The 23,585-nt window shown below is 69.2% G+C and carries 22 protein-coding genes; 12 read left to right on the top strand and 10 right to left on the bottom strand.

Going from position 1 to position 23,585, the window contains the following annotated elements:
* The first annotated feature begins 281 nt into the window (after positions 1-281).
* The 3 genes from NR810_RS16405 to NR810_RS16415 all read left to right on the top strand — a co-directional run bounded on the left by NR810_RS16405 (position 282) and on the right by NR810_RS16415 (position 3,961).
* Positions 282-818 (top strand): GNAT family N-acetyltransferase, encoded by a 537-nt coding sequence (locus NR810_RS16405; RefSeq protein ID WP_204224881.1) that lies wholly within the window; start codon positions 282-284, stop codon positions 816-818.
* A gap of 249 nt (positions 819-1,067) precedes the next feature.
* The gene (locus NR810_RS16410; RefSeq protein WP_257453548.1) at positions 1,068-2,843 is read left to right on the top strand and encodes a type IV pilus twitching motility protein PilT; all 1,776 of its coding nucleotides are present in this window, start codon (positions 1,068-1,070) and stop codon (positions 2,841-2,843) included.
* Entirely contained in the window at positions 2,840-3,961 is a 1,122-nt protein-coding gene (locus NR810_RS16415; RefSeq protein WP_257453549.1) for a type IV pilus twitching motility protein PilT, read from the top strand. Before NR810_RS16410 ends, NR810_RS16415 begins: the two co-directional genes overlap by 4 nt.
* A gap of 2 nt (positions 3,962-3,963) precedes the next feature.
* Here NR810_RS16415 and NR810_RS16420 read toward each other — a convergent pair whose 3' ends face one another.
* Complete coding sequence (locus NR810_RS16420) at positions 3,964-5,964, bottom strand: ATP-dependent DNA helicase (RefSeq protein WP_257453550.1); 2,001 nt, start codon at positions 5,962-5,964, stop codon at positions 3,964-3,966.
* Between the two features lie 114 nt (positions 5,965-6,078).
* On the opposite strand from NR810_RS16420, the gene NR810_RS16425 reads away from it, so the two are divergent.
* Positions 6,079-7,362: an MFS transporter gene (locus NR810_RS16425; RefSeq protein ID WP_257453551.1), complete on the top strand. Its 1,284-nt coding sequence runs from the start codon at positions 6,079-6,081 to the stop codon at positions 7,360-7,362.
* Between the two features lie 12 nt (positions 7,363-7,374).
* On the opposite strand, the gene NR810_RS16430 is transcribed toward NR810_RS16425, so the two are convergent.
* The 4 genes from NR810_RS16430 to NR810_RS16445 are packed head-to-tail and all read right to left on the bottom strand — an operon-like array spanning position 7,375 to position 11,343.
* The gene (locus NR810_RS16430; RefSeq protein ID WP_257453552.1) at positions 7,375-7,929 is read right to left on the bottom strand and encodes a response regulator transcription factor; all 555 of its coding nucleotides are present in this window, start codon (positions 7,927-7,929) and stop codon (positions 7,375-7,377) included.
* The gene (locus NR810_RS16435; RefSeq protein ID WP_257453553.1) at positions 7,926-9,251 is read right to left on the bottom strand and encodes an ATP-binding protein; all 1,326 of its coding nucleotides are present in this window, start codon (positions 9,249-9,251) and stop codon (positions 7,926-7,928) included. Before NR810_RS16435 ends, NR810_RS16430 begins: the two co-directional genes overlap by 4 nt.
* Positions 9,251-10,423 carry a hypothetical protein gene (locus NR810_RS16440; RefSeq protein WP_257453554.1) on the bottom strand — a complete coding sequence of 391 codons (1,173 nt, stop codon included), beginning with the start codon at positions 10,421-10,423 and terminating at the stop codon, positions 9,251-9,253. The genes NR810_RS16435 and NR810_RS16440 overlap by 1 nt, the downstream gene beginning before the upstream one ends.
* Complete coding sequence (locus NR810_RS16445; RefSeq protein ID WP_257453555.1) at positions 10,363-11,343, bottom strand: site-2 protease family protein; 981 nt, start codon at positions 11,341-11,343, stop codon at positions 10,363-10,365. Before NR810_RS16445 ends, NR810_RS16440 begins: the two co-directional genes overlap by 61 nt.
* Positions 11,344-11,554: 211 nt before the next feature.
* On the opposite strand from NR810_RS16445, the gene NR810_RS16450 reads away from it, so the two are divergent.
* The 3 genes from NR810_RS16450 to NR810_RS16460 all read left to right on the top strand — a co-directional run bounded on the left by NR810_RS16450 (position 11,555) and on the right by NR810_RS16460 (position 13,537).
* The gene (locus NR810_RS16450; RefSeq protein ID WP_257453556.1) at positions 11,555-11,905 is read left to right on the top strand and encodes a hypothetical protein; all 351 of its coding nucleotides are present in this window, start codon (positions 11,555-11,557) and stop codon (positions 11,903-11,905) included.
* 76 nt (positions 11,906-11,981) lie between these two features.
* Positions 11,982-12,749, top strand: a complete 768-nt coding sequence (locus tag NR810_RS16455) for a hypothetical protein (RefSeq protein WP_257453557.1) — start codon at positions 11,982-11,984, stop codon at positions 12,747-12,749.
* A gap of 74 nt (positions 12,750-12,823) precedes the next feature.
* Positions 12,824-13,537: an HAD family hydrolase gene (locus tag NR810_RS16460; RefSeq protein ID WP_257453658.1), complete on the top strand. Its 714-nt coding sequence runs from the start codon at positions 12,824-12,826 to the stop codon at positions 13,535-13,537.
* A 3-nt stretch (positions 13,538-13,540) separates the two neighbouring features.
* On the opposite strand, the gene NR810_RS16465 is transcribed toward NR810_RS16460, so the two are convergent.
* Positions 13,541-14,089: a nucleotidyl transferase AbiEii/AbiGii toxin family protein gene (locus tag NR810_RS16465; RefSeq protein WP_257453558.1), complete on the bottom strand. Its 549-nt coding sequence runs from the start codon at positions 14,087-14,089 to the stop codon at positions 13,541-13,543.
* 473 nt (positions 14,090-14,562) lie between these two features.
* Between NR810_RS16465 and NR810_RS16470 the strand changes: the two genes are divergently transcribed.
* Positions 14,563-15,558 carry a lipid kinase gene (locus NR810_RS16470; RefSeq protein ID WP_257453559.1) on the top strand — a complete coding sequence of 332 codons (996 nt, stop codon included), beginning with the start codon at positions 14,563-14,565 and terminating at the stop codon, positions 15,556-15,558.
* An 82-nt stretch (positions 15,559-15,640) separates the two neighbouring features.
* Complete coding sequence (locus tag NR810_RS16475) at positions 15,641-15,796, top strand: hypothetical protein (RefSeq protein WP_257453560.1); 156 nt, start codon at positions 15,641-15,643, stop codon at positions 15,794-15,796.
* 47 nt (positions 15,797-15,843) lie between these two features.
* Here the strand turns inward: NR810_RS16475 and hrcA are convergent, their stop codons facing one another.
* On the bottom strand, positions 15,844-16,875 hold the full coding sequence (gene hrcA, locus NR810_RS16480; protein WP_257453561.1) for a heat-inducible transcriptional repressor HrcA: 1,032 nt from the start codon (positions 16,873-16,875) through the stop codon (positions 15,844-15,846).
* Between the two features lie 446 nt (positions 16,876-17,321).
* On the opposite strand from hrcA, the gene yedA reads away from it, so the two are divergent.
* A complete protein-coding gene (yedA, locus tag NR810_RS16485; RefSeq protein ID WP_257453562.1) occupies positions 17,322-18,242 on the top strand; it encodes a drug/metabolite exporter YedA in 921 nt (306 codons plus the stop codon).
* 12 nt (positions 18,243-18,254) lie between these two features.
* Here the strand turns inward: yedA and NR810_RS16490 are convergent, their stop codons facing one another.
* Together NR810_RS16490 and NR810_RS16495 are read right to left on the bottom strand one after the other, a co-directional pair.
* Positions 18,255-18,908: a hypothetical protein gene (locus NR810_RS16490; RefSeq protein ID WP_257453563.1), complete on the bottom strand. Its 654-nt coding sequence runs from the start codon at positions 18,906-18,908 to the stop codon at positions 18,255-18,257.
* Between the two features lie 131 nt (positions 18,909-19,039).
* Complete coding sequence (locus NR810_RS16495; RefSeq protein WP_257453564.1) at positions 19,040-20,842, bottom strand: pre-toxin TG domain-containing protein; 1,803 nt, start codon at positions 20,840-20,842, stop codon at positions 19,040-19,042.
* Positions 20,843-21,187: 345 nt separating this feature from the next.
* On the opposite strand from NR810_RS16495, the gene glnA reads away from it, so the two are divergent.
* Positions 21,188-22,609, top strand: a complete 1,422-nt coding sequence (gene glnA / locus NR810_RS16500) for a type I glutamate--ammonia ligase (RefSeq protein ID WP_257453565.1) — start codon at positions 21,188-21,190, stop codon at positions 22,607-22,609.
* A gap of 119 nt (positions 22,610-22,728) precedes the next feature.
* On the opposite strand, the gene NR810_RS16505 is transcribed toward glnA, so the two are convergent.
* Complete coding sequence (locus tag NR810_RS16505; protein WP_257453566.1) at positions 22,729-23,199, bottom strand: protein bicaudal D homolog; 471 nt, start codon at positions 23,197-23,199, stop codon at positions 22,729-22,731.
* Positions 23,200-23,251: 52 nt separating this feature from the next.
* On the opposite strand from NR810_RS16505, the gene NR810_RS16510 reads away from it, so the two are divergent.
* A complete protein-coding gene (locus NR810_RS16510; protein ID WP_257453567.1) occupies positions 23,252-23,584 on the top strand; it encodes a hypothetical protein in 333 nt (110 codons plus the stop codon).
* The last annotated feature ends 1 nt before the right edge of the window (position 23,585 follow it).

Genomic DNA, 23,585 nt, shown 5'->3' on the forward strand with positions numbered 1-23,585 from the left:
TCAGGCTGCCGAGAGGGAGGGGGAAGGTTCGGCCAACCCGCTCCAGGCGGACGGTTTTTTATAGTGAAAGGTGTTCATCATTGAAAGCCGCCCCCCGCTTTAACTGGTGTGGGAGCCCGGAAGAGGCGGGAGCGGGCGGCCTTGGAATGCTGGCCCCGCGTGAGCAGTTTGGCAGAATCCCGCTCCCTCCCACACCGTGGGGGGAAATGTACGCCGAACCCAGGGCGTGCATGAGCACCGGGGAAACGGTTAGGATCTGGAGCGCAATGGAGGAGCAAGGCATGACGATGAAGCGGGTGGACCCGGGCGTGGAGGTGGGAGCGATGCCAGTGCCGGACATGGCCAACCTGCCCAACGACCTGGCGCCGGCGGTGAAGTTCTCCTCGCCGACCGACGAGGACATGGCGTCCGTGGCCGCCCTGAGGGCCAACTCGGATCCGTGGAAGAGCCGGGGTGAGACCCTGGAGGACAGCCTCAAGTCCCTGACGGCCCTGCGCCCCTTCGTGCACGTGGCCAAGGTGCAGAACCAGGTGGTCGGCTACGTCACCATCGAGCGGGATGGTCCCGTTCCGGGCGCGGCCTACATGCGCAACATCGTCGTCAAGCCGGAGCTGCGCCGCCGCGGCGTCGGCATGGCGGTGCTCAACCACGCCCTCCAGACGGCGCGGGACATGTACCGCAAGACGATCGCCCTGCGCGTGGACCCGGCCAACGCCCCCGCGGTGAGCTTCTACCGCAACGCGGGCTTCACCACCGTGGCCACCGTGGTGTCCAAGAAGTCCGGCAAGCTCCGCCTCCTGATGTCGCGCGAGCTCTGAGCCCGGGCCGGGAGGCGCGGTCTCGTCCTCCAAGGCCGTCGCATCCCGCCCCGCCTGACGCCCGGTCTGGCCCTCGATTCGAGCGGCCTCGCCGGGCGTCTTCTTTTGCAGGCCTCATGACACACCGCGCCATTGCGGATGCGCCCCCTTCTTCAGCACCTTTCCAGGATTCATGGCAAATCCCAGCTATGCTGCAGGGCCGCTCCCGGAGGCGGTGCGCCCCGGGACTCAGGAAGGCTGGGGTCGAGCATGAAGACCATCGCGGAGTTGCTGCGCCACCTGGCCCGCCCGGGCGTGCTGGAGCTCGCGCTCATCAGCGGGCGCACGCCCATGGTGAAGATGGGCGGCGGCTTCGAGGTGGTGGATGACGGCATCCTCACGACGGAGGGGCTGAACACGGCGCTCCAGGTGCTGGTGGGAGAGAGCCGTGCGGCCCACATCTCCGAGAAGCCCAGCCAGTGGGCCCTGCGCATCGAGGGGCTGGGCCCCGTCGTCGTCGGCGCGCTGCGGCGCGGCGACGTGCTCAACGTGCGCGTCGTGCGCAACGAGCAGCAGACGGCCGGAGCGCCCACGCCTCCTCCCACCCCGCGTATCACCGCGGCCCCCCCGGCCGCCCCCCCCAGCACCCCGGCGCCTCCCGCACCGCGCCCCGGTCCGGCGAGCACTCCGCCGACCCCACCTCCCGCCTCTCGCCCGGCTCCCCCGATGGGCGGCCTGTCCACCCGGTCCCCCAGGACCTCCGGGGTGCAGATCCTCCCGCCGAAGAGCGACACGCCCGAGCCCCCGCCGGAGCCCCAACCCCCGCCTCCCGCCGAGCCCGTGGCCGAAGCGCCGCCCCCGGGGCCGCGCATCGTCGTGCGGCCGGGGTCCGCGCGCGATCTCTCGATGCTGTTGGAGGACGCGCGCACCGTGGGCGCGAGCGATCTGCACGTCGTGGCCGGCCGCCCTCCCCTCTTCCGCATCGTCGGCGAGTTGCTGGCCCACGGCGAGCCCCTCCCCCCCGACGTGGTGGAGACGCTGCTGCTGCCGCACGTGCCGGCGCGGCTGCGCCCCGTGCTCGACCGGGACGGGAGCTGTGACTTCTCGCTCGACCTGCGCCACGCCGGCCGCTTCCGCGTCAACGTCTGCCGCCAGCGCACCGGCTACAAGGGCACCTTCCGCCTCATCCCGCGCGAGATTCCCACCCTCGAGTCGCTCGGCCTGCCCGCGGACATCGCCAAGGCCACCCACCACCACCAGGGCCTCATCGTCGTCACCGGCCCATCGGGCCACGGCAAGACGAGCACGCTCGCGGCCATCGTGGACATCATCAACCGCGAGACGTCGCACCACGTGCTCACCGTGGAGGACCCGGTGGAGTACCTCCACCCGCGCAAGAAGGCGCTGCTGAGTCAGCGCGAGGTGGGCACCCATACGAAGACCTTCGCCAGCGCCCTCAAGGGCAGCTTGCGCGAGGATCCGGACGTCATCCTGGTGGGCGAGCTGCGCGACACCGAGACGGTGCGCATGGCGCTGGCCGCCAGCGAGACGGGCCACCTGCTCATCAGCACGATGAACACGCCCAGCGCGGCGAAGACGATCGACCGGCTCATCGACCTCTTCCCGCCAGGGGACCAGGCGCAGGTGCGCATGACGCTCGCCAGCAGCCTGCGCCTCATCGTCAGCCAGCGGCTGATGCCGAGCGCGGACGGCCAGTCCCTGGTGGCCGCCGCCGAGCTGCTCCCGGGCTCCGTGGCCCTGGGCAACCTCATCCGCGACGGGAAGACGTACCAGATTCCCTCCCTGCAACAGCGCGGCAAGGGGCTGGGCATCGTGCGCTTCGACGACTCGCTGGCCGACCTGGTGCGCGCCGGGAAGACGACGCTGGAGATCGCCCGGAGCTACGCCGAGAGCCCGGACGAGGTGGAGGCCATGGTGACGGGCAAGCGGCCCGGCGCGCCTCCGGAGCCTCCTCCCCCGGGTGATGGCGCCCGGCTGCTGTCCAAGATGGGCAACCTCCTCAACCGCAAGGGGGCCACCCCGTGAGCACCTCGCCGCGCATCTCCGCCCTCTTCGACAAGCTCCTCGAGCAGAAGGGGAGCGACCTGCACCTGAGCATCGGCCACCCGCCGCTGGGCCGCATCCGGGGCGAGCTCACGCCCCTGCGCGAGCAGCTCCTCACCCAGGCCGAGCTGGAGGAGATGCTCTTCGAGCTCACCTCCCCCGAGCAGAAGCGGCACATCACCGAGGAGCTCGACCTCGACTTCGCCTACGGCTACGGGACGAAGGCGCGCTTCCGCGCCAACTACTTCTACAAGACGACGGGTCTGGCGGCCGTCTTCCGCACCATTCCCAGCAAGGTGCTGTCGCTCACGGAGCTCAACACCCCCGAGGTGGTGCGCAAGCTGGCCGAGCGCCGCAGCGGCCTGGTGCTCGTCACCGGCCCCACCGGCAGCGGCAAGTCCACCACGCTGGCGGGGATGATCCACCACATCAACCACACGCGCCCGGCGCACATCCTCACCATCGAGGATCCGGTGGAGTTCGTGCACGAGTCGGTGAAGTCCCAGGTGACGCACCGCGAGGTGGGCCTGCACGCCTCCAGCTTCACCGCCGCCATCCGCTCGGCGGGCCGGGAGGACCCCAACGTCATCCTCATCGGCGAGCTGCGCACCAACGAGACGATGAAGCTGGCGCTGCAGCTGGCGAGCTTCGGGGTGCTCGTCTTCGCCACGGTGCACACCAACAGCGCGCCGGCCACCATCGACCGCATCATCAACTCCTTCCCCGCCGACGAGCAGCCCCAGGTGCGCGGCATGCTCGCCGAGGGCCTCGCCGGCATCATCGCCCAGCAGCTCATCCGCACCGCGGACGGCAAGGGCCGCGTGGCCGCGCTGGAGATCCTCATCGGCTCGAGCGCCATCTCCTCCATGATTCGCGAGGGGAAGGTGTTTCAAATCGCGAGCAAGATGCAGGCGAGCCAGTCGCTGGGCATGCAGACGCTGGACATGCACCTGGAGCGGCTGGTGACCGCGGGTACCATCACCCCCGAGGCCGCCCTGGAGAAGGCCCAGGACAAGGAGTCCTTCGGCAAGGTGCTCCAGCGGCTCAAGCCCGGCTTCCAGGTGCCCGAGTTCGACACCGCGATGCCCGGCGGCCACTAGCGTCAGAAGTCGATGTCGTCCTCGCGCTCGAGCACGGGCGTCCCGTGGAACCAGCCCTCCAGCGCATCGAGCCGGTCGATGCGCCGGGCCGGCGGGAGGCTCGTGAGGAAGGCGCGTCCGTAGGCCTTGGTGACGATGCGCCGGTCCAGCATCGCCACGATGCCCCGGTCCGCCCGGGTGCGGATGAGCCGGCCGAAGCCCTGCCGCAGCGCCAGCGCCGCCTGCGGCAACTGGTAGCCGCTGAAGGGCTCCTCGCCTCGCGCCTCCAGCTGGCGGATGCGCGCCCCCACCACCGGGTCCCCCGGCGAGGCGAAGGGCAGCCGGTCGATGATGACCAGGCTCAGCGCGTCCCCGGGCACGTCCACGCCCTCCCAGAAGCTGTGCGCCGCGAACAGCACGCTGGGGTGCTCGCGGAAGGCCTCCAGCAACTGCTGCTTGGGGCGCTCGCCCTGCAACAGCACCTGGTAGGGCAGCCGGTTGCGCGCGAGCGCGTGCGCCCGCTCCATGTTGCGCAGGCTGGTGAAGAGCACGAAGGCCCGGCCTCCCGTCACCTCGCACAGCCGGATGATCTCCTCCGCCGCCGCCTCGATGAAGCCGGGGGCCGCCGGGTCCGGCAGGTGCGTGGGCAGGTACAACGCCGACTGCTCCTCGAAGTCGAAGGGGCTGGGCACCGAGACGGTGCGCACGCTCGCCACCGGCACGCCCTCCTCGTCGTACAGCCCCATGCGCCGCGCGAAGAAGTCGAAGCGGCCCTCCGCCGCCAGCGTCGCCGAGGTGAACACCACCGTGTCCACCCCTCCGTAGAGGCGCTCCTGCAGCTCCCTGGCGATCTCGATGGGGCTCGCGCGCAGGAAGACGCCCCGCCCGCGCGCCTCCGCCCAGTACACGTGGTCGTTCGACTCGACCTTCTCCAGGAAGGACAGGTCCGCCACCAGCTCCGCGCACCGGCGGGTGAGCAGCGTCAGCTCCGGCTCGCGCTCCGTCGTGGTGAAGGCAGAGAGCGCCGAGAGCGCCTCCTTCACCTGCTCGATGGAACCCGACAGCTGCGCCAGCCGGTCCGGCTTCAGCGCCACCGCGCCCTCGTTGTCGTTGAGGCCCAGCACCCGCGGCGCCTGGGAGAAGAGGGCTTCCGAGTGCGTGCGCAGGCGCACCACCAGCGAGGACAGCATCCCGAAGCGCGAGTCACTCGTCGGCAGCACGGCCAGCGCGTCCCGCACCAGGTCCTCCAGCCGGAAGCTGGACACCGAGTGCCCGAAGTGGCTGCCCGCCGCGTCCTCCAGCGCGTGCGCCTCGTCGAAGATGACGGCATCGTACTGCGGCAGCACGCCCTCGCCCCGCTGGCCCCGGCCCCTGAGCGCCAGGTCCGCGAAGAAGAGGTGGTGGTTCACCACCAGCAGGTCCGCCGACTCCGCCGCCCGCCGCACCCGCGTCACGTGGCAGCTCTCGTACACCGGGCACTTCGAACCCAGGCACGTGTCCGACGTGGTCGACAGCCGGGCCCAGGCGCTGAAGGACTCGGGCAGCTCCAGCTCGCTCCGGTCCCCCGTCTCCGTGCGGCTCGCCCACGCCTGCAGGTGCTTCCAGTATCGGCCCTCTTCACGCGTGGTGAACTGCGGATCCTTGCTGAACTTGTCGTAGCGGTGCAGGCACAGGTAGTTGCTGCGCCCCTTGAGGTACGCCGCGTCGAAGGACAGCCCCATGCGCTCGCGCAGCAGCGGCAGGTCCTTGAAGAAGATCTGCTCCTGCAGCGTCTTCGTCGCCGTGGACACCACCACGCGCCGGCCCGACAGCAGCGCCGGCACCAGGTAGGCCAGCGTCTTGCCCGTGCCCGTGCCCGCCTCGGCCAGCAGGTAACCCCGCTCGTTGAAGGCCTTCTCCACCGAGCGCGCCATCTGCAGCTGCTCCGGACGGTACTCGTAGTTCTCCAGCGCGGCCTGGAGCGCGCCACCGGGGCCGAGCAGCGTGTCGACGGAGGGGCGAAGCGAGGGAGCGGGCAGGGACATTCCGGACGGGTGCGCGTGAGGGGGAGGCACAGCAGGATAACAGTGCGCCGCCCGCTCGTCGGGTTTTGTGCCCGATTGGCCTGTCTCCCTGCCTGGGGGGTATGTTCCGGCCCCATGTCCTTCAAGACCAGTTACAAGGTCGGGCTCGTCCTGCTGCTCTGCTACCTCGTGGCCTGGCTGGACCGGATGGCCATCAACATGACCATCCCCTTCATGGCCCGGGAGTTCGAGATCGGCCCGGACAAGGTGGGGTGGATCCTCAGCGCCTTCTTCCTCGGGTACGCCCTGTCCCAGATTCCCGGCGGGATGATGGCCGACCGGATCGGCCCCCGGAAGGTCATCCTCGTCGCGCTCGTCTGGTGGTCCTTCTTCACCGCGATGACCGGTGTGGCCGGAGGCCTCGCCAGCATGCTGGTGGTGCGCTTCCTCTTCGGCATCGGCGAGGGCATCTTCCCGGCGGCCGTCTGGAAGGTCATCGGCAACTGGTACTCGAAGAAGAACCGCGGCACCGCCAACGCGCTCATCCTCTCGTCCATCGCCTTCGGACCGGCCATCTCCTCGCTGCTGCTCGCCTGGTTCCTGCCCATGCTGGGCTGGCGGGTGAGCTTCTACGTCCTCGGCGGCGCCGGAGTCGTCTGCGTGCTGGCCGCCGCCCTCTACATCACCAACTCCATCCGCGAGAACCCGCGCGTCTCTGCCGAGGAGCTCGAGGAGTTCGAGCGCGACAGCCGTTCCCAGGCCGCCAACGCGGAGCAGACGCTGGAGAAGGCCAGCTTCGGCCAGCTGCTCGGCTCGCCCCCCATCTGGGTGCTCTTCTTCGTGGCCCTCATCTACAACCTCACCATGTACGGCTGGCTCAACTGGCTGCCCACGTACCTGCTCGAGGTGAAGAAGCTCTCCCTGCAGAGGACCGGCTTCGTCGGCGCGCTCCCGTTCCTCTGTGGCGGCATCGGCTGCATGCTCGCCGGCTACGTGTCGGATCGCTGGTTCCGCGGCCGGCGCAAGTACCTGGTGTTCGGCTGTCAGGCGATCGGCGGCATCTGCCTCTATCTGTTCACGCAGATCAACGACCCCGTGCAGTACATGGTCGCCCAGTGCATCGCCGGCTTCCTGCTCTTCATGGCCGCGGGCGCCATCTGGACCCTACCCATGATTCTCGTGCCCCCCCGGCTCATGGGCTCGGGCGCGGGCTTCATCAACACCGGTGGGCAGATTGGCGGATTCCTCACCAACATCCTCATCGGCTACGTCATCAAGGCCAATGACAACGACGCCGCTGCGGGCTTCCAGGTGATGCTCGGCGCGCTCGTGGTGGCCGCGCTCCTGGTGCTGGTGGGCATTCGCGAGCAGCCCGCGCCCGCCCCTGCCAGACTGGCCACGGACACGGCCTCGTCCTGAGGCAATCCGCCGCTACTGCGCGGGCGGGTACTTCTGCAGCTTCCGTTGCAGCGAGCGGCGGTGCAGTCCCAACCGCCGCGCCGCCTCGGAGATGTTGCCGCCGCAGTCGGTGAGCACGCGCTGGATGTGCTCCCACTCGGCGCGTGCCAGGGACGGAGGCTGGAAGTCCTCCGTCACCTGCGTGCTCTCCCCCGGGCCTCGCGAGAAGGCCAGCATCAGGTCGTCCACGTCCGCCGGCTTGGGCAGGTAGTTGAACGCCCCCAGCTTCACCGCCTCCACCGCCGTGGCGATGCTGCCGTAGCCGGTGAGGACGATGATGCGGGTGGACGCATCCAGCGCGTGCAGGCCCCGCACCAGCTCCAACCCGCTCCGCCCCGGCATCCGCAGGTCCACCACCGCCAGCTCGGGGGACTCCCGCGAGGCCAGCGCGAGCGCCTCGTCGTAGGAGCCGGCGGTGCTCACCTCGAAGCCGCGCTCGCGGAAGGCGCGCGCCAGCCGCTCACGGAACACCGCCTCGTCGTCCACCAGCAGCAGCGTGGGGGCATGGTCGGGCCTGGGGCTCGTCATGGGCCTAACTGCACCCGGGACGCCTCCGAAGACAACGCGGCGGATTGTCGCAGCCCCCCCGCCGGCCACGACAGCCTCACCGTCGTCCCCTCGCCGGGTGTGGAGCCCATCACCAGCCGCCCTCCCAGCTGGTCCAGCACCGCGCGCGTGAGGAAGAGCCCCAGTCCCATGCCCTCCCCCGGCGCCTTGGTGGTGAAGAAGGGCTCGCCCGCCCTCGCGAGCACCTCCGCCGACATGCCCTGGCCCGAGTCATCCACCGTGAGCCGCCAGCCCTCCACCTCCCGCGACAGCGAGAGCCGCACCTCGGCTCCCGGCGCCGAGGCCTGGAGGGCGTTCTTCACCACGCCCCGGATGGCCCGGGCGAAGGCGTGCGCGGGGACGAGCTCCCGCTCCTCGCGCGCCCGGGCGTCCACCTCGACACGCACGCGCTCGCGGCCCGGCAGCCCCTCCAGCGCCTCCTCCACCAGCGCCGCGGGCGCCAGCGCCACCATGGACTCGCCCCGGCTCGCCCCGGCGTCCGTGGCCATCTGCGTGAGGATGTCCCGGCAGCGCGCCACCTGCTGGCGGATGAGCTGCACGTCCTCGAGCGAGGAGGCCGCCGCCCCGGTGCGCGTCAGGTGGCGCTCCAGCTCCCGGGCCACCACCGCGATGGTGGACAGCGGCGTGGACAGCTCGTGCGCGGCGCCCGCGGCGAGCGTGGCCAGCGCCGTCAGCTTCTCGTGGCGCGCCGAGTCCGCCCGGGCCGCCACCAGTTCCGCCTCACGCGCGGCCAGCGCCCGCGTCACCCGCTGGACGAAATAGACGATGAAGCCCGCCGCCAGCGCGAAGGCCACCCACATGCCCTCCAGGTGCATCCGCACGTCGTGGATGTGGTGGTGCGCCGCCGCCGACTCGCCCCCTCCCCGGGGGAACCAGAGGTGGTTCACGAAGAGCACGCCGAAGCAGGAGATGGCCAGCCCCGTCAGTGCCCACGTCCACCCCGCGCGCAGCACCACCGCCGACAGCGCGATGTGCACCAGGTACAGCGCGCTGAAGGGGTTGAAGGGGCCACCGCTCAGGTCCAACAGCACCGTGAGCAGCACCACGTCCAGCGCCATCACCGCCCACGGCAGCCACTGGCGGATGGGGCGCTCGCGCCGGGCCCACAGCCCCAGGGCCACGTTGCTGGCCACCGCCACGGCGATGGTGGCGAACAGCGGCCCCAGCCGCTGCGGCATGCCCAGCCCGAAGTGCACCCCGAGGATGAGCGCCACCTGCCCGACGATGGCGCCCCAGCGCAGGCGCAGCAGCCACGAGAGGTTGATGGCGAGCGCGTCGCGCACTACGGCCCGCCCGCCAGCATGCGGCGGGTCTGGTAGATGATGAGCACGGCCGCCATCACCAGGATGAAGAACAGCAGTCCCAGCGCGGCCGTCTTCACCTTCGCGCGCTTGTCCGGCGGCGACGAGGGCATGAGGGTCGAGCTGGCCGTGGCCAGGCGGAGCACCTCCTCGCGCCCGCGCTTCGCCATGGCATCGTCCGGATTGCGGGCCAGCCGGATGCGGTAGAGCCGGCCCAGCCCGGCGAGCTCACCCTTCTCCGAGGCCAGCGCCAGAATCTTGTCGTGCGCGCCCTTGCTCTCCCACAGCTCCTGCACTCCCAGCCACGTGGAGGCGACGGCCGGCGAGGGACGAAACTCGTCGGTCCGGAAGCGCGCGTACTCGAGCCCGCAGAAGGGGCACACGACCGAGCCATCCTTGCGAGGCCCGATGCACTTGGGGCAGTAGCCCGGCGGCGGCATGAAGGGATCGTCCGCCGAGGACTCCGACACCGCGCGCACGGCGATGGACGGCCGCGCCGGTGCCGCCTCCGCCACGGTCCTGGACTCCACCGGCTTGGACTCCGCCGGCCTGGGCTCCGCCGCCGGCTTGGACTCCGGCGAGCGCCCGTGCACATCCGTGAGCCGCAGCACCACCAGGTTCGAGGCCGCGGCCTCCGACATCGGGAACTTCGGCGCCGGAGTCCTCGCCGGAGGCAGCTCCGACAGCACTTCCTTGGCCACCACGGGCTCGGCCGCCGCAGCCTTCGCCGCCGCCACGAACTCCAACGCGGAGATCTTCACCTCCGCCACGGGCGCGGGCGCGGAGGACTCCTTCTTGCGGCGATTCTCCCGGGCCTCCGACTCGATGGCCGCGAGCACGGACGCGGGCACCGCCACACGCCGGGTGGGCTCGTTCTCGATGGGGTCGGGCTCCGCGTCGCCCACGCCCAGCATGATGACCGGCGCGTCGATCGTCTTGGGAGGAGCGGCGGGCGCTGGCGCGGGCGCCTCGTCCACGTCCGGCCCGCAGCGCATCTCCACCTTGCAGCGGGAGCACTTGAGCACGAGCAGACCGAACTCCAACCGGTACGACGCCGGAGGAACGAGCCGCTCGCAAGCCTCACAGAAGTACTTCACCAGATCACCATTCGGATGGGCACGGGCATCGCACACCCCGCCAGGGCGAGGAAGCATACCGCGCAGACCAGCTTCCGCCCGAGCCCCAAAGGCTCGGCTGGCTGAATCACCTCCGGGTGACCGAAGCCCACCAGCCTGGTGGCCACCAGGAGCCAGACACCCCAGGTGACCGTGTAGAAGAGGGTGAGGAAAAGCAGTACCAGCGCCATGGCCTTGCCCACCCACCGAGCATGCCTGCCCCACAGGGCGAAGGCCAGATGCCCTCCGTCGAACTGGCCGACGGGGATGAGGTTGAGCAGGGTCACCAGCAGACCGAACCAGCCGGCGATGACCACCGGGTGGACCATCACGTCCTTGCCCTCGGGCAGCGGCCCCAGCACCAGCCACTGCAGGCCCTTCATCAGCAGGCCGTCACTGAAGACCCACTGCATGTGCCCGGTGAAGGGCGGCTCGGAGGGCGGGGGCAGGTGGCCCAGCTTCACCTGGACCCACAACAAGAGGTCCTTCCCCAGGCTCCAGAGCGACTCCTCCCCCGGGAAGGACGAGGACACCGGTGGCGAGTCCACCACCGTCGAGTGGGCGAGCCCCCAGGCGATGATGGGCAGCGCCACCGCCAGCCCCGCCAGCGGCCCCGCCGCCCCGATGTCCACCAGGGCGTTCTTGTCGGGGATGCGGCCGCGAATGCGGATGACCGCCCCCAGCGTACCCACCCCCAGGTAGGGCACCGGGATGAAGTACGGCAGCGACGCGTCCACCCCGTGCAGGCGCGCCAGCACGTAGTGGCCCATCTCGTGCGAGCCGAGGATGGCGAGCAGCGCGGCGCTGAAGGCCAGCGCTCCCGACAGACGCTCGTCCCAGGGGAGCGCCGTGCCGAGGAACGCATGGTCAAAGGTGAACGAAGTCGTCCCGGCGGTCAGCACGAAGAGCAGCAGGTGCAGCCAGAGACGGTTCGCGGGGCGGACTTGGGCGCTCTCCATGGGTCTGCTGGGGGTAGCAACGCCCGGCCATCATTTCAACGCGGGGCCGCGACCATTGGGCATCTCCCGATATTGGCAGGATCCATTGCTTGACTTGAGAGGCGCCTTTGCTACGACACCGTGGCAGCTTGAGGACCCATCGACCCGCCAGGGGCCAGGACGGCTGACTGGCAAGGGTACCAAAGGCATTGACTCGAGAGGGGACACACAGATGAAGAAGGCCATTGTTTCGGCGGTTGTGGCGAGCAGCCTCGTGGCGTGCACCAGCGTGGAGACCGCCGTGGTCTCTGGCAACGAGATCCACGTGCAGGGCGCCGAGCCCATCGCCGTCATCCAGGGCACCGCGCTCGGCCTGACCGCCATCTTCCACGTCATCGACCTGGTGCAGAGCGACCTGGACACCGTGGTGAACAAGCTCCTGGTGGCCGAGGCCAAGGCCATGGGCGGCAACCGGGTGCACCTGCTCACCGCCGGTACCACCCCGCGTCACGGCATCTTCGCCCTGGGCGGTCTCATCATCGGCTTCCCCGTGTCGGGCGCCGTGGGCGTGGCGGTGAAGTAGTCAGCATCCGCCGTTTGCACGTAGTGTGCGAAGGCCTCCCCGGCGACGGGGGGGCCTTCTTCATTTTCCGGACTCCATGCGCGCTCGTCTCCTGCCCCTCGTCCTGCTCGTCCTCGCCGGCTGCCGCCGCCCGGACGGCACGTCCGCCCTGCTCTCCGACGCCAAACAGCGTCTGGGCGTCCGCGACGGCAAGCTCACCAGCTACGTGCTGGCGGGCACCGCCCAGGAAGGTCCCCAGACGATGGAGTTCTCCTTCGCCTACCGCGCGCCGCAGAAGATGATGGGGACGCTGGGCGCGCCCGCCTCGCGCACCTACGCCTGGGATGGAGAGCACTTCTTCGAGCGCGACGACGCGGCCAGACGGTTCTTCCACTACAAGGACGAGCTGGCCCCGGAGCAGCGCGTGGGCGCGCTCACGCAGATCTTCGCGCCCTTCGCCCCCGAGGGCTTCCGTGCCCCGCTGCTACCGAGCCAGGGAGTAAGCGCCCAGCGCGTCCCCCACCCTCGCGGCCCCGAAGCCGTGGAGCTGACGGTGAAGCCCGCGGGCAGCGACGTGGAGGTGACGTACGTGCTGCGCTGGCCCGCCATGGACTTCCTCGGCAAGCGCATCCGCAGTGGTGGTGATACCTCGGAAATCCGGGTGGAGGAGGAGCACTGCGACCAGGCCCTGGCCGTGTGCGTGCCCAAGCGGCTGACCCAGTGGGCGGGCGCCCAGAAGGTCGCGGAGACCACCCTCACGCGTGTGGAGCTCAACCCCACCCTGCCCTCGGAGACCTTCGCGCTCACCGCCCCCGAGGGATACGCCGTTCAGACCAAGACGTTCGCGGTGGCGGGCGCACAGTAGGAGCGCCGCTGGGGTTGAAGCCCACCAGGGGCGTTCCCACCTTCCCTACCTGGAAGGAGTGCGACGGAATGGCCCTGGTGCGAAGCGTCATCTTCGATGTGGATGGCACGCTGGTGGACTCGGTGGACGAGCATGCCGAGGCATGGAGGCGCGCCTTCCTGGAGTTCGGTCGGGACGTGCCCTTCGCGCACGTGCGCAGTCAGATTGGCAAGGGCTCGGACCAGCTGATGCCCGTCTTCTTCACCGAGGACGAGCTGGAGAAGTTCGGCCAGGAGCTGAGCGACTACCGCTCCGCGCTCTTCAAGCGGGAGTTCATGCCCAAGCTGCGCCCCTTCCCCAAGGTGCGAGAGCTGGTCCAGCGGCTGCGCCAGGACGGCCTGCGCATCGCGCTCGCCTCCAGCGCCAAGGGGGACGAGTTGGAGCACTACGTCCAGCTGTGCGGCCTCGAGGGGCTGACGGACACGGAGACCTCCAAGGCCGACGCGGAGAAGTCCAAGCCGCACCCGGACATCTTCGAGGCGGCGCTGGAGAAGCTCGGCCGGCCGGAGCCACACAGCGTGGTGGTGATCGGAGACACGCCCTACGACGCGCTGGCCGCGAGCAAGCTGAGCGTGCCCACGGTGGGCGTGCTGTGCGGCGGCTTCCCCGAGGAGGATCTGCGCACGGCGGGCTGCCGCGCCATCTACAAGGACCCGGCGGACCTGCTGGCCCACTATGAGTCCTCGCGCGACACCTGGCCGTGGGCCGCGGACGCGGTGGCCGCCGCCAAGGACGAGGAGTCGCGCTGACGTCTACGCGAAGCCGAGCTCCTGAAGGAGGGGCTCCAGCGCCGCGCCGAGCCCGTGGCGGTTGCATACGTCACGCAGCTCGGCGAGTTCCAGGTGGTCACGGTTGCGCTCGAGCAGTTCGATGACGTCGTTCGTTGACTTCCTGCCCCCCGCGTAGAGCTTCAACGCGATGAGGTAGGGCAAACCGACGACTCGCAACGGACTCTCCGGGCTGAGCGGTATGCTGGCCTCACGCAAAGCTTCCCTCGCCAGCACGGTGCAATCACGAGCCCCCGGCCATGGGTTCTGGAAGTTCACGACCTCTATCGGCTCGAAATCATCGCCCATCACGCGCAGGACACCTCCGAGCGCATCATCGGCGTCAGGAGCATCGAACCGCGCCTCGAAGCCCTCCCGCAAGAGGGCCTCTTCGACACGGCGGAGCGTGGGGAAGGGATTCGTGTTGATCGCCAGATCGAAGTCTTCGGTGTAGCGAGGGTAGAGGTGGACAGCGAGTGCTACCGCACCAATGACCGCGGATGGGACCGCGTGCTGCGCCAGAACCTCCGCCACCCTCTCGGCCACTTCGATCGTACGTTCCTGACGGTTGCCGGTCCCAGGGTCACTCACTTGCGCTCCGCCTCCCCATTCCGTAGGCGTTCGGCCCCCCCAATGAGGCGCATACGCTCCTTGAGCGAGAGCGCAAGCAACACACGTTGCCGAGGAGTCATCGCGGCGATCCGCTCGAACTCACGCCGCCGCGCGGTGTCCGCACTCTTGCTCGGCCTTTGGCCGTAGAGGCTTCGGTTTGCTGGAACGTCACTCAAGGAGCAACTCCCTTGCATCGCCATCCGCGCGGCACTCCCCTGCACGACCCATGCAATGAAGTACGATACCGCGCAATCTAGTGAAGTAGGACATGCGGCGCCAATCGATGTGACAAGCCCTCGCCCTCCTGATGGTCCTAGCGAAGAACCGAGGGAGCCGACCGGGCGTCCTGGGCCATCCCTGGCCTCCCTGCCCGCCCGTGCGCATCTTCGACGACGATGGCCGTCGACGCTCTTCCAGATGCCGCACTCACCGCACCGCCCAAGCGTGGCGCCCCCGATGAAGGGCCCGCGCTGCTGATCGTGAACAAGAAGTGCCGCATGGGAAGCGAGGCCTTCCCGGCCACGCTCGCGGCGCTCGAGTCACGCGGGATTCCCGTCGCCACCTGCTACCGGCTCTCCCGGCCCAAGCGCATGGAGCAGGTGCTGCGCGAGGCCCTGGACAGCGGTGTGCGGCGCGTCCTCATCGGCGGCGGGGATGGCACGCTGAACCACGCCGTACGCCTGTTGCTCGGACGCAACGTGACGCTGGGCGTGCTGCCGCTGGGCACCGGCAACGACTTCGCGCGCTCGCTCGGCATTCCCCCCACGCTGGAGGCCGCCTGCGACATCATCGCCGCCGGCTACACGGCGCGGGTGGACGTGGGGCTCGCCAATGGGCGGCCCTTCCTCAACGCGGCGAGCCTCGGCCTGGCCTCCGCCATCGCCCGGCGGCTGACACCCCAGCTCAAGCGCCGCGTGGGCAAGCTGGCCTACCCCGTGGCAGCCGTCGCCGAGCTCTGGGAACATCAGCCCTTCCACGTGCGGATGACGACCGACCGGGGAGACCTGGAGCGGGACGTGCTCCAGCTCGTGGTGGGCAACGGGCGCTACCACGGCGCGGGCAACATGGTGACTCCCGATGCCACGCTCGACGACCACCGCCTGGACGCCTACACCATCGCGGCGCCCTCGGCCGAGTCCGGACGCGAGGGCACCGGATTGGGCCACATGCAGGACCTGTCCACCCTGGCCCGCGTCGCGCTGTCCCTGCGCCGCGGCGAGCATGTCTCCCACCCGGCCGTCACCTCCGTGCGCACCGCGTACCTGTACGTGGATGCCCAGCCGCCCCAGGACATCAACGCGGACGGAGAGCTCATCGGACACACCCCGATACGCTTCGAGCTCGCCCCAGCGGCCCTGCGCGTCTACGCGCCCGCTCCCGCCCCGCATTGAGCCGGAATCTCGGCAACCGCCCCATTTCCCACTAGGATTTCCCTCTCCAGGATGGCGACCGGCCATCCCCACGGAGGGGCCCGTGCGACACCGTTCTCTCGTCCCACTCTTGATCGCCGCCGCCCTGTGCATCGCGGCGTTCGTCTTGATGTGGCTCCGCCCCACCCAATGGGAGGCCACTGGAACCGTGTCACCGGCCGTCCAGGAGCCCGCTCGGCTCGAGCTTCGCCGCGAGTAGACCCTCACCCCGGCCCTCTCCCAGAGGGAGAGGGGGAAAGGGAAGGCTCACGCCTTGTCCAGCGCGCTCGAGAGGGCCTGGGCGGTGAAGTTCACCAGCGGGATGATGCGCTGGTAGTTCATCCGCGTGGGCCCGATGACGCCCACCGTCCCCAGCACCTGCTCCCGGCTGCCGTAGGGGCTCGCGATGACCGTCACGTCACCCGCCGAGGAGAACTCGCTCTCGGTGCCGATGAAGATCTGCATCTCGCGCGCCCGCTGCACCCGGTCCAGCAGCGCCAGCAGCTTGTGCTTCTCCCCGAGCGTCTTGAAGAGCGCGCGCATGCGCTCCACGTCGGCGAACTCGGGCTGCTCCAGGAACGAGCCCGTGCCCTCGATGAGCACGCGCTCCCCCGTCTGCAGGTCCGTGGCCGCCGCGCCCAGCTTGAGCGCCTTGGCCGTCAGCACGTTGTAGAGCGCCTGCTCCTGGTCCAGCTCGCCACGGATGCGCTCACGCGCCTCCTCCAGCGTCACCTCGTGCAGCAGCTCGGACAGGTAGTTGCTCGCCTTGAGCAGCTCGTCCGAGGTGACGGGGAAGTCCACCGACAGGAGCTTGTTGATGACCTGGCCGTTCTGCCCCACGAGGATGGCCAGCACGCGGTCCTCCCGCAGCCGGACGAACTCGATGCGGTGGAAGATGGCCACGTCCGGGCGCGGGGTGACGACGACTCCCGCGTGCCGGGTGAGCGAGTGCAGCAGGCGCGAGGCCTCGCCGAGCATCTCCTCCATGCCCGTCTCGTGCGAGAGCCCCGCGTGGATGAGCTCCCGGTCGCGCGGCCCCGGATCCCTCAGCTGCACCAGCGTGTCCACGTAGAAGCGATAGCCGCGGTCCGTGGGCACCCGGCCGGCCGAGGTGTGGGGTTTCTCCAGGAAGCCCAGCTCCTCCAGGTCCGCCAGCACGTTGCGCAGCGTGGCGGAGGACACGTCGAACTCCGGCTTGCGCGCCAGGTGCTGGCTCCCGACCGGACCACCCCGGGCGATGTATTCCTGCACGACGGCTCGGAGGACTTCCTTCTCGCGCTCACCCAACTCTTCGGACATCTCTGCTCACACTCCCCAACGGCGCTTCGGCACGGCCGACGAAAACAGCGAGAATGCCCTGAAAGATTAAGAAGATGGAGGGTACGGTTCAATCCCCCGCCCGCCTGGACGGAGTCCGGCCAGGGTACGAGCGGTGGAGGCCCATTCCACCACCTTTCCGGCCGCCGCGCGACCCAGGGCCGTGCCACGCGGCAGGTACGGTCCAGCTCACTGGTAAGCCTCGGCTCCAGGGCGCGCGTCGTCCTCGGGGACGATGCCCGGCGAGCACGCCCGGGTAACGTGAGGCGCCCGCGGGCAACCCCTCCCCGCCACCCTCGGGTATCCGCTGTCGGAGAACCGACGCCCCAGGCGTCAGATGTGAGCCACCGGGCAGAGCACTCGGCCTGGCGGGTATGCTGACGGAGTACATCGCGAGGAGTGGGGTCGGGCGTTAAAAGCGCGACGCCTTGTCCACCATTTCCTCCTCGATTCCCTCCGCCACGCTGCCGGCGGAGTCCACCACCGCGGACATGAGCCGCGGGACGCTCTACTTCTGCCTCTTCGCGCTCTACGCCATCTGGGGCTCGACGTACCTGGCCATCCACTGGGTGCTCCAGGGAGGCTTCCCGCCCTTCCTGATGGCGGGGGTGCGCTACGTGGTGGCAGGCGCCATCCTCTACCTCGTGTTGCGGCTGCGCGGGTACGCCAACCCCTCGGCGCGCCAGTGGGGAGCGGGTGCCCTCATCGGCTTCCTGCTGCTCGTCGTGGGCAACGGCGCCGTGGTCTTCGCGCAGCAGTGGGTGCCCTCGGGAGTGGTGGCCATCGTGGTGGGCAGCGTGCCCTTGTGGACCGCGCTCTTTAGCGGCCTGTTCGGCCAGTGGCCCGGGCGGGCCGAGCGCTGGGGCCTGGGCATCGGCTTCTGCGGCCTGCTGCTGCTCAACCTCGGCAGCGACATGAGCGGCAATCCATGGGCCGTGCTCGCGCTGCTGGTGGGCCCGCTGAGCTGGGCGTTCGGCTCCATCTGGACGCGCCGGCTGCCGATGGCGGAGGGGCTCATGTCCACCGCCACGCAGATGATCACCGGCGGAGCCATCTTCCTACTCTTCAGCTTCGGAGCGGGCGAGCACCTCACCACCCTGCCGACGCCGCGCGCCCTCCTGTCCCTGGGCTATCTGATCATCTTCGGCTCGCTGGTGGCCTTCAGCGCGTACGGCTACATGCTGCGCAACGCCCGGCCCGCGCTCGCCACCAGCTATGCCTACGTCAACCCGATGGTGGCCGTGCTGCTCGGTACGTTCCTCGCGGGCGAATCGCTGAGCACCTGGGGCTTCGTCGCCATGGCAGCCATCCTCGGCTCGGTGGGCCTGCTCACGCGCGCGAAGCGCTGAGGTGCATCCCGGTCAGTGTAGAGGCTCGGTGAGAGGGTCGAGCACCGGGCAGCGGGTGGGCGGCACGTGGTGTGTGTGGTCGTAGAAGCACTCGGGCCCGAGGTGCGCGATGAGCTCGCGCTCCCGGGCCGCCCCCGCGTCAGTGCCTGCTTCGGTGGGAAGCACGTAGGGCTGCACGAGAACGAGCTCATCCCCGAGCGGCTTGCGGTACTCGGACGGTAGGGACGCGAGACGCTCGCCGAAGAGCCGGATGAAGGGCGGGCCGTAGAAGTTCCTCCAGAAGAGGCCGGCGAGGCCCTGGCTGTAGTCCCGTACGATCGAGGTCCAGATCTGGCCTCCTTTTTCATGAGGCACCCAGCGCCGGGTCTTGCGTTCGATGTCATCGTCCCTCGAGGAGAACGCGAAGGGAGAGCGCACGAGGCGCATGATCTCGATCACCTGCTGAAGGTGGGCCTCACGCCAGGAAACTTTCGACGCACACGTCACTGACGTCACCCAGGTAATGCCACCCGCGTAGGGGGGATCGCCGGGCTTCGATGGAAAGACGAGGAAGAAATCCCGATCCGTCCTGGCCGTGACGCAGAGGGTATCGCGCTGCTCATAGAAGCGCAGCAGTGCGTCGTAATCGATGTCGTCCGGGTTGAGCCTGCCGGTCAGGGAGGCCACCCCATACCTCACCGGCGAGAACCATCGGAATTTCTCGAAAGCAAGGTGGAGGAACTCGCTCATGACCTCGACTGATGGGATGCCGGGGGGCAGGCAGACGCGTGTCGTCAGAGGCTTACGCATGAAGCTCATCAGGGGTGGGAGAGAAGCGTCACTCTGCCGAGATCTTGAAGCTCGTGCAGCACCTTCTGGAGAGGCGCGCTGAGCCGCGTTGCCCCATCCGGATGCAGAGTGGAACGGACCCAGAGTTCGACGTGACCTCCGTACTCGCGCACGTAATCGAGCATGACCTTGAGGTTGCCGGTATGGGCCAGCTCGTTGCGCGCCTTGGCCTCGACGAAGTGGTAGGGCTTGCCCCACACCAGCTCGCCGGGGTTGCCGAGCACCGAGTCGGGGATGAAACCCGAGGCCATACCACCGGGTGGAGGCATCATCATCGCGGTGTTCTTCACATAGCCCTGCCGCGCGAGGATGGCGTTCTCGAAGGCATTGCCCACGGGCTTGTTGGCGAGAATGGAGCGGTAGAGGCGCTCCCACTCGGGGTCCATCCCGTATGAGAAGCGCGGGTACTTGCCGGGGTGGCGGAACTGGTAGTCCACCCAGCACTGGGCCAGGTGCCCGGGAGTCCCAGGCAACAGCCGCGAACCATCCGAAAGAGTCCGAACGCCCAGCAGGGGTAGCTTCTCTCCACGCCGAAATGACTCCGAAGCCTCGCGCACGGGCGTCTCCAGCCGGAGGGCCACGCGTTGGAGGAACTCCAAGTCCCCCTGGGTCAAAGCGCGCCCTTCCGCGGCGTTGCGCAACAGACGCTCGATTTCCCGCACGTCCTCGGGAGCGAGGTGGGAGGCGACACGCGAAAGCACCCGCACCTCGTCCAGGCCCTTGCCAGTCAGGAGCGCGACACGTTGCAGGGCCGCATCGCCTCCCTCCTTCAGCAGCTTGCCGTTCACGAAGGGCAGCAGTACCCCCACGGCGGACAAGAGGCGCTCGGGCTCGCTGAGACGGTGGCCGGTGAGGCTGAATCCAGTGAAGGCGGCATCCAGGTCCATCACCTCACCCACACCGGGCATGAAGCCCACCGCGAGCTCCAGCAGCAACTCCTCCGAGGTGTACGTGTCCTCGGGAGGTGGGGTGTAGTCGAGGTGAGGCGGTGCTCGCTTGCCCAGCTCGATCGCGGTGGCCAGGGCGGAGCGGCTGGCCAATAGGTAGAGGGCCACCTCTGAGGGGCTGCGGCGCAGGAAGTCCGGATCCTCGGTATGAGCGTAGGCCCAGGCCAGCGTGGCACTCACGAGGGCCGACAGCGACTTCTCACGCAGCGGGTGGTCGGTGAGACGGTGACCAGGAGCGATGTGGCGCAGGTGCGCGACATGCGTCTCCATCAACCGCAGGCCCCATTGCAGGTACTCCTCCAGCTTCGCTTCGACCGCCTTCCAGCGCTCGGCCTCCGCCCTCTTCGTCTCATCCAACCCGGGAAGAGAGATGTCCGGTCCATGGGCTCGCGAAGAAAGGACGGATTCAGGGGTGGAAGAGCCATGGGCCGACACGGCCGGCAGGCGGGCCGTTGGCCTGATGCCGCGCGTGGCGGAAGCCGCGGGGGCGGAGGAATCCGCGAGTTCCCAGCCCTCCAACGAACGCTGAAGCACCACCACCCCATCACCGCTCCAGCCCCAGACCTCCTGTAGCAACGCCCGCCTCAGCGCGAGACGGAAGGAGGCCTCTCGCACCGGCACGCCTTCGGGTCCCACTCCTGGCTCCACGACGCATTCCCGGAGGACCAGGCTTCGCCCGTCCATCCTCAGGCGCAACACGAGCCGTCCCCCCACCCGAGCCTCGGCCCCGGCCTCCTCCCAGGCACGAGCGTGCACCGCCGCCACCGCTGTTTCCAGGGCCTCGACCTCGCTCTTGCGTCGCCGCCGCGCCTCGGCCTCTGCCATCGCATGCAGGTCCTGCTGCTCCAGCGCACGCGGTGGCCCAGGGGGAGCCAAGGAGCGCACGCGAAGGGAGAAGGTCAGCAGCCCCGAGGGCGGCCCCCCCGTGGCGCAGCCGCACAAAAGGAGCAGGGCCGCCAGGACTGGCAGCCCGGGGAGCCTCCACATCTCGCGATGCCGACCAACGGTGGACAGGGTGCTCTTCCAGGAAGTTTTCAGCTCAACAGCGCGCTCCCCTGTCGAGAGGCCAATACCCTCCTGCAAGTTCCTCTTTTCTCCGGAGGGTCTCGTCCCTAGTGTCCGCGACGCCCTGGGAGTACCCACCCGGCAGGGGAAAGGATTCGGAACACCATGACCACCAAGACGGCGAAGGACGTGCTTTCGTTCGCGAAGGAGCACGGCGCGCAGATGGTGAGCCTGCGCTTCATCGACTTCATCGGTCGCTGGCGCCACTTCGCGGTTCCGCTGCACGAGCTGAGCGAGGGCATCTTCGAGGAGGGCCTCGGCTTCGACGGCTCGTCCATCAAGGGTTGGCTGGAGATCCACAACTCCGACATGCTGGTGATGCCGGACCCCAACACCGCGGTGATGGATCCGTTCACGCAGACGCCGACGCTGGCGCTGCTGTGCAACGTGAGCGATCCCATCACCAAGGAGCAGTACATGAGGGATCCGCGCAACATCGCGGCGCGCGCGGAGAAGTACCTCAAGAGCACGGGCCTGGCGGACACGGCCTACTTCGGACCCGAGGCCGAGTTCTTCATCTTCGACGGGGTGCGCTACAGCACGGAACCGCACCACATGTTCTTCGAGATCGACTCCATCGAGGGCGCGTGGAACACGGGCCGCGAGGAGCCGGGCGGCAACCTGGGCTACAAGCCGAACTTCAAGGACGGCTACAACGCGTTGATGCCCACGGACGCGCACAACGACATGCGCGACGAGATGTGCCGGATCCTCGGTGAGGTGGGGATCACCGTGGAGCGCCAGCACCACGAGGTGGCGACGGCGGGCCAGTCGGAGATCGACTTCCGCTTCGACACGCTGGTGAAGACGGCGGACAACCTGATGTGGTTCAAGTACGTGCTCAAGAACGTGGCCGCGCGGCATGGCAAGGCGGTGACGTTCATGCCCAAGCCCCTGTACGGGGACAACGGCAGCGGCATGCACACGCACCAGTCGCTGTGGAAGGGCGGCAAGCCGCTGTTCGCCGGCGAGGGCTACGCGGGCATGAGCGAGATGGCGCTGCACTACATCGGCGGCATCCTCAAGCACGCGCGGGCGCTGGCGGCCATCTGCAACCCGACGAACAACTCGTACAAGCGGCTGGTGCCGGGCTACGAGGCGCCGGTGAACCTGGCGTACTCGAGCCGCAACCGCAGCGCGTCCATCCGCATCCCGATGTTCAGCGCGAGCCCCAAGGCCAAGCGCCTGGAGTTCCGCTCGCCGGACCCGAGCTGCAACCCGTACCTGGCGTTCGCCGCGCAGCTGATGGCGGGCCTGGACGGCATCGAGAACAAGATCGACCCGGGCGAGCCGCTGGACAAGGACATCTACGGGCTGTCGCCGGAGGAGCTCAAGGACGTGCCGAAGATGCCGGGCTCGCTGGACGAGGCGCTGGACTGCCTGAAGAAGGACCACAAGTTCCTGCTCAAGGGCGACGTCTTCAGCGAGGACGCGCTCAACAGCTGGATCGAGCAGAAGCAGAAGGAGGTGGACGCCATCCGCCTGCGTCCGCACCCGATGGAGTACCAGCTCTACTTCGACATCTGAGGCACCACCACCACCACCCCTCTCCCTCCGGGAGAGGGACGGGGTGAGGGTAGCGCGAGCCCAGGGTTCCACACGGGGCGCTTCCAGGAGACCGGGGGCGCCCCGTCATCCATCCAGCCTCAGCGCGTCCAGTAACGGTCTCCGTACCACCACGCGAGCACGCCACCGATCAGGGCCGAGCCCCCGATGGCCGCGAGCGTCACCACCCCCGACGTGATTCCCCATTCGAACGCGAAGTAGAAGCCGGAGAAGCCACCCGCCACGGCTCCCACCGCGAAGCGGATCTTCTGCTCCATGGCATCGGGACGGATGCCGTCATTGGCCAGGGGTCCGGAGCGATGGCGCTCCACCTGGGAGGAAGTCCCCGGCGCGGACTTGAGCTCCTTGCGAGCGCGCTCGAGCCGGGAGAGGGCATGCTGGAAGGCGGCATCCGCGTCGCGGGCCTTCGCGTCAGCCGCGGTACGCTCGGCCTCGGCCTTCACGCGATCCTGCTTCTCCCGGGTCGAGAGCCGCTCCAGACGCGCCATCTCGGTACGGCTGCGGGTCAGTTCGTCCTTCGCCGCGCGCAGCTCCGCCTGGAGTCGCTCCACGGTGTCTCGCAGTTCTCGTTCCTCGCCAGCCATGGGTGAGAAGGTTATCGCGATGCCCCCCCGAACGGACAAGCGGCCCCCCACGACACCGGATGGACGCTACCTCGTGGTGGAGGGGCGGCTCTGGCGGTGCTCCAATCCCGCGCTCGGGCCCCGGCAGCGCTCGCTCCTGGTGGAGGCGCTGATGCACGCGCGGCGGGACGTGGGCCGGGCGCTCCGGGCCAGGGACGCGAGGGCGGAGCGCGAGGCGCGAGCGCGGGTACACCGGGCGAAGGTGGCACTCGGAGAACGAGGGCCGCCGTGGTGGACCGACGGCGCTCCCGACTTCAACCGCCGGCTTGTCGAGAACACCCCGTACGCCGGGTGGTTCCACGCGCTCCGCTGAC

This window comes from Archangium lipolyticum (assembly GCF_024623785.1).
Classification (GTDB): Bacteria; Myxococcota; Myxococcia; order Myxococcales; family Myxococcaceae; genus Archangium; species Archangium lipolyticum.

Excerpts from the sequence above, each read along its gene's own strand:
- NR810_RS16425 (WP_257453551.1), top strand. The coding sequence starts at position 6,079 with ATGTCCTTCAAGACCAGTTACAAGGTCGGGCTCGTCCTGCTGCTCTGC.
- NR810_RS16420 (WP_257453550.1), bottom strand. The coding sequence starts at position 5,964 with ATGTCCCTGCCCGCTCCCTCGCTTCGCCCCTCCGTCGACACGCTGCTC.
- NR810_RS16450 (WP_257453556.1), top strand. The coding sequence starts at position 11,555 with ATGAAGAAGGCCATTGTTTCGGCGGTTGTGGCGAGCAGCCTCGTGGCG.
- NR810_RS16445 (WP_257453555.1), bottom strand. The coding sequence starts at position 11,343 with ATGGAGAGCGCCCAAGTCCGCCCCGCGAACCGTCTCTGGCTGCACCTG.
- NR810_RS16510 (WP_257453567.1), top strand. The coding sequence starts at position 23,252 with ATGCCCCCCCGAACGGACAAGCGGCCCCCCACGACACCGGATGGACGC.
- NR810_RS16410 (WP_257453548.1), top strand. The coding sequence starts at position 1,068 with ATGAAGACCATCGCGGAGTTGCTGCGCCACCTGGCCCGCCCGGGCGTG.
- NR810_RS16430 (WP_257453552.1), bottom strand. The coding sequence starts at position 7,929 with ATGACGAGCCCCAGGCCCGACCATGCCCCCACGCTGCTGCTGGTGGAC.
- NR810_RS16495 (WP_257453564.1), bottom strand. The coding sequence starts at position 20,842 with ATGGCAGAGGCCGAGGCGCGGCGGCGACGCAAGAGCGAGGTCGAGGCC.
- NR810_RS16455 (WP_257453557.1), top strand. The coding sequence starts at position 11,982 with ATGCGCGCTCGTCTCCTGCCCCTCGTCCTGCTCGTCCTCGCCGGCTGC.
- NR810_RS16440 (WP_257453554.1), bottom strand. The coding sequence starts at position 10,423 with ATGCTTCCTCGCCCTGGCGGGGTGTGCGATGCCCGTGCCCATCCGAAT.
- NR810_RS16470 (WP_257453559.1), top strand. The coding sequence starts at position 14,563 with ATGGCCGTCGACGCTCTTCCAGATGCCGCACTCACCGCACCGCCCAAG.
- NR810_RS16405 (WP_204224881.1), top strand. The coding sequence starts at position 282 with ATGACGATGAAGCGGGTGGACCCGGGCGTGGAGGTGGGAGCGATGCCA.
- glnA (WP_257453565.1), top strand. The coding sequence starts at position 21,188 with ATGACCACCAAGACGGCGAAGGACGTGCTTTCGTTCGCGAAGGAGCAC.
- hrcA (WP_257453561.1), bottom strand. The coding sequence starts at position 16,875 with ATGTCCGAAGAGTTGGGTGAGCGCGAGAAGGAAGTCCTCCGAGCCGTC.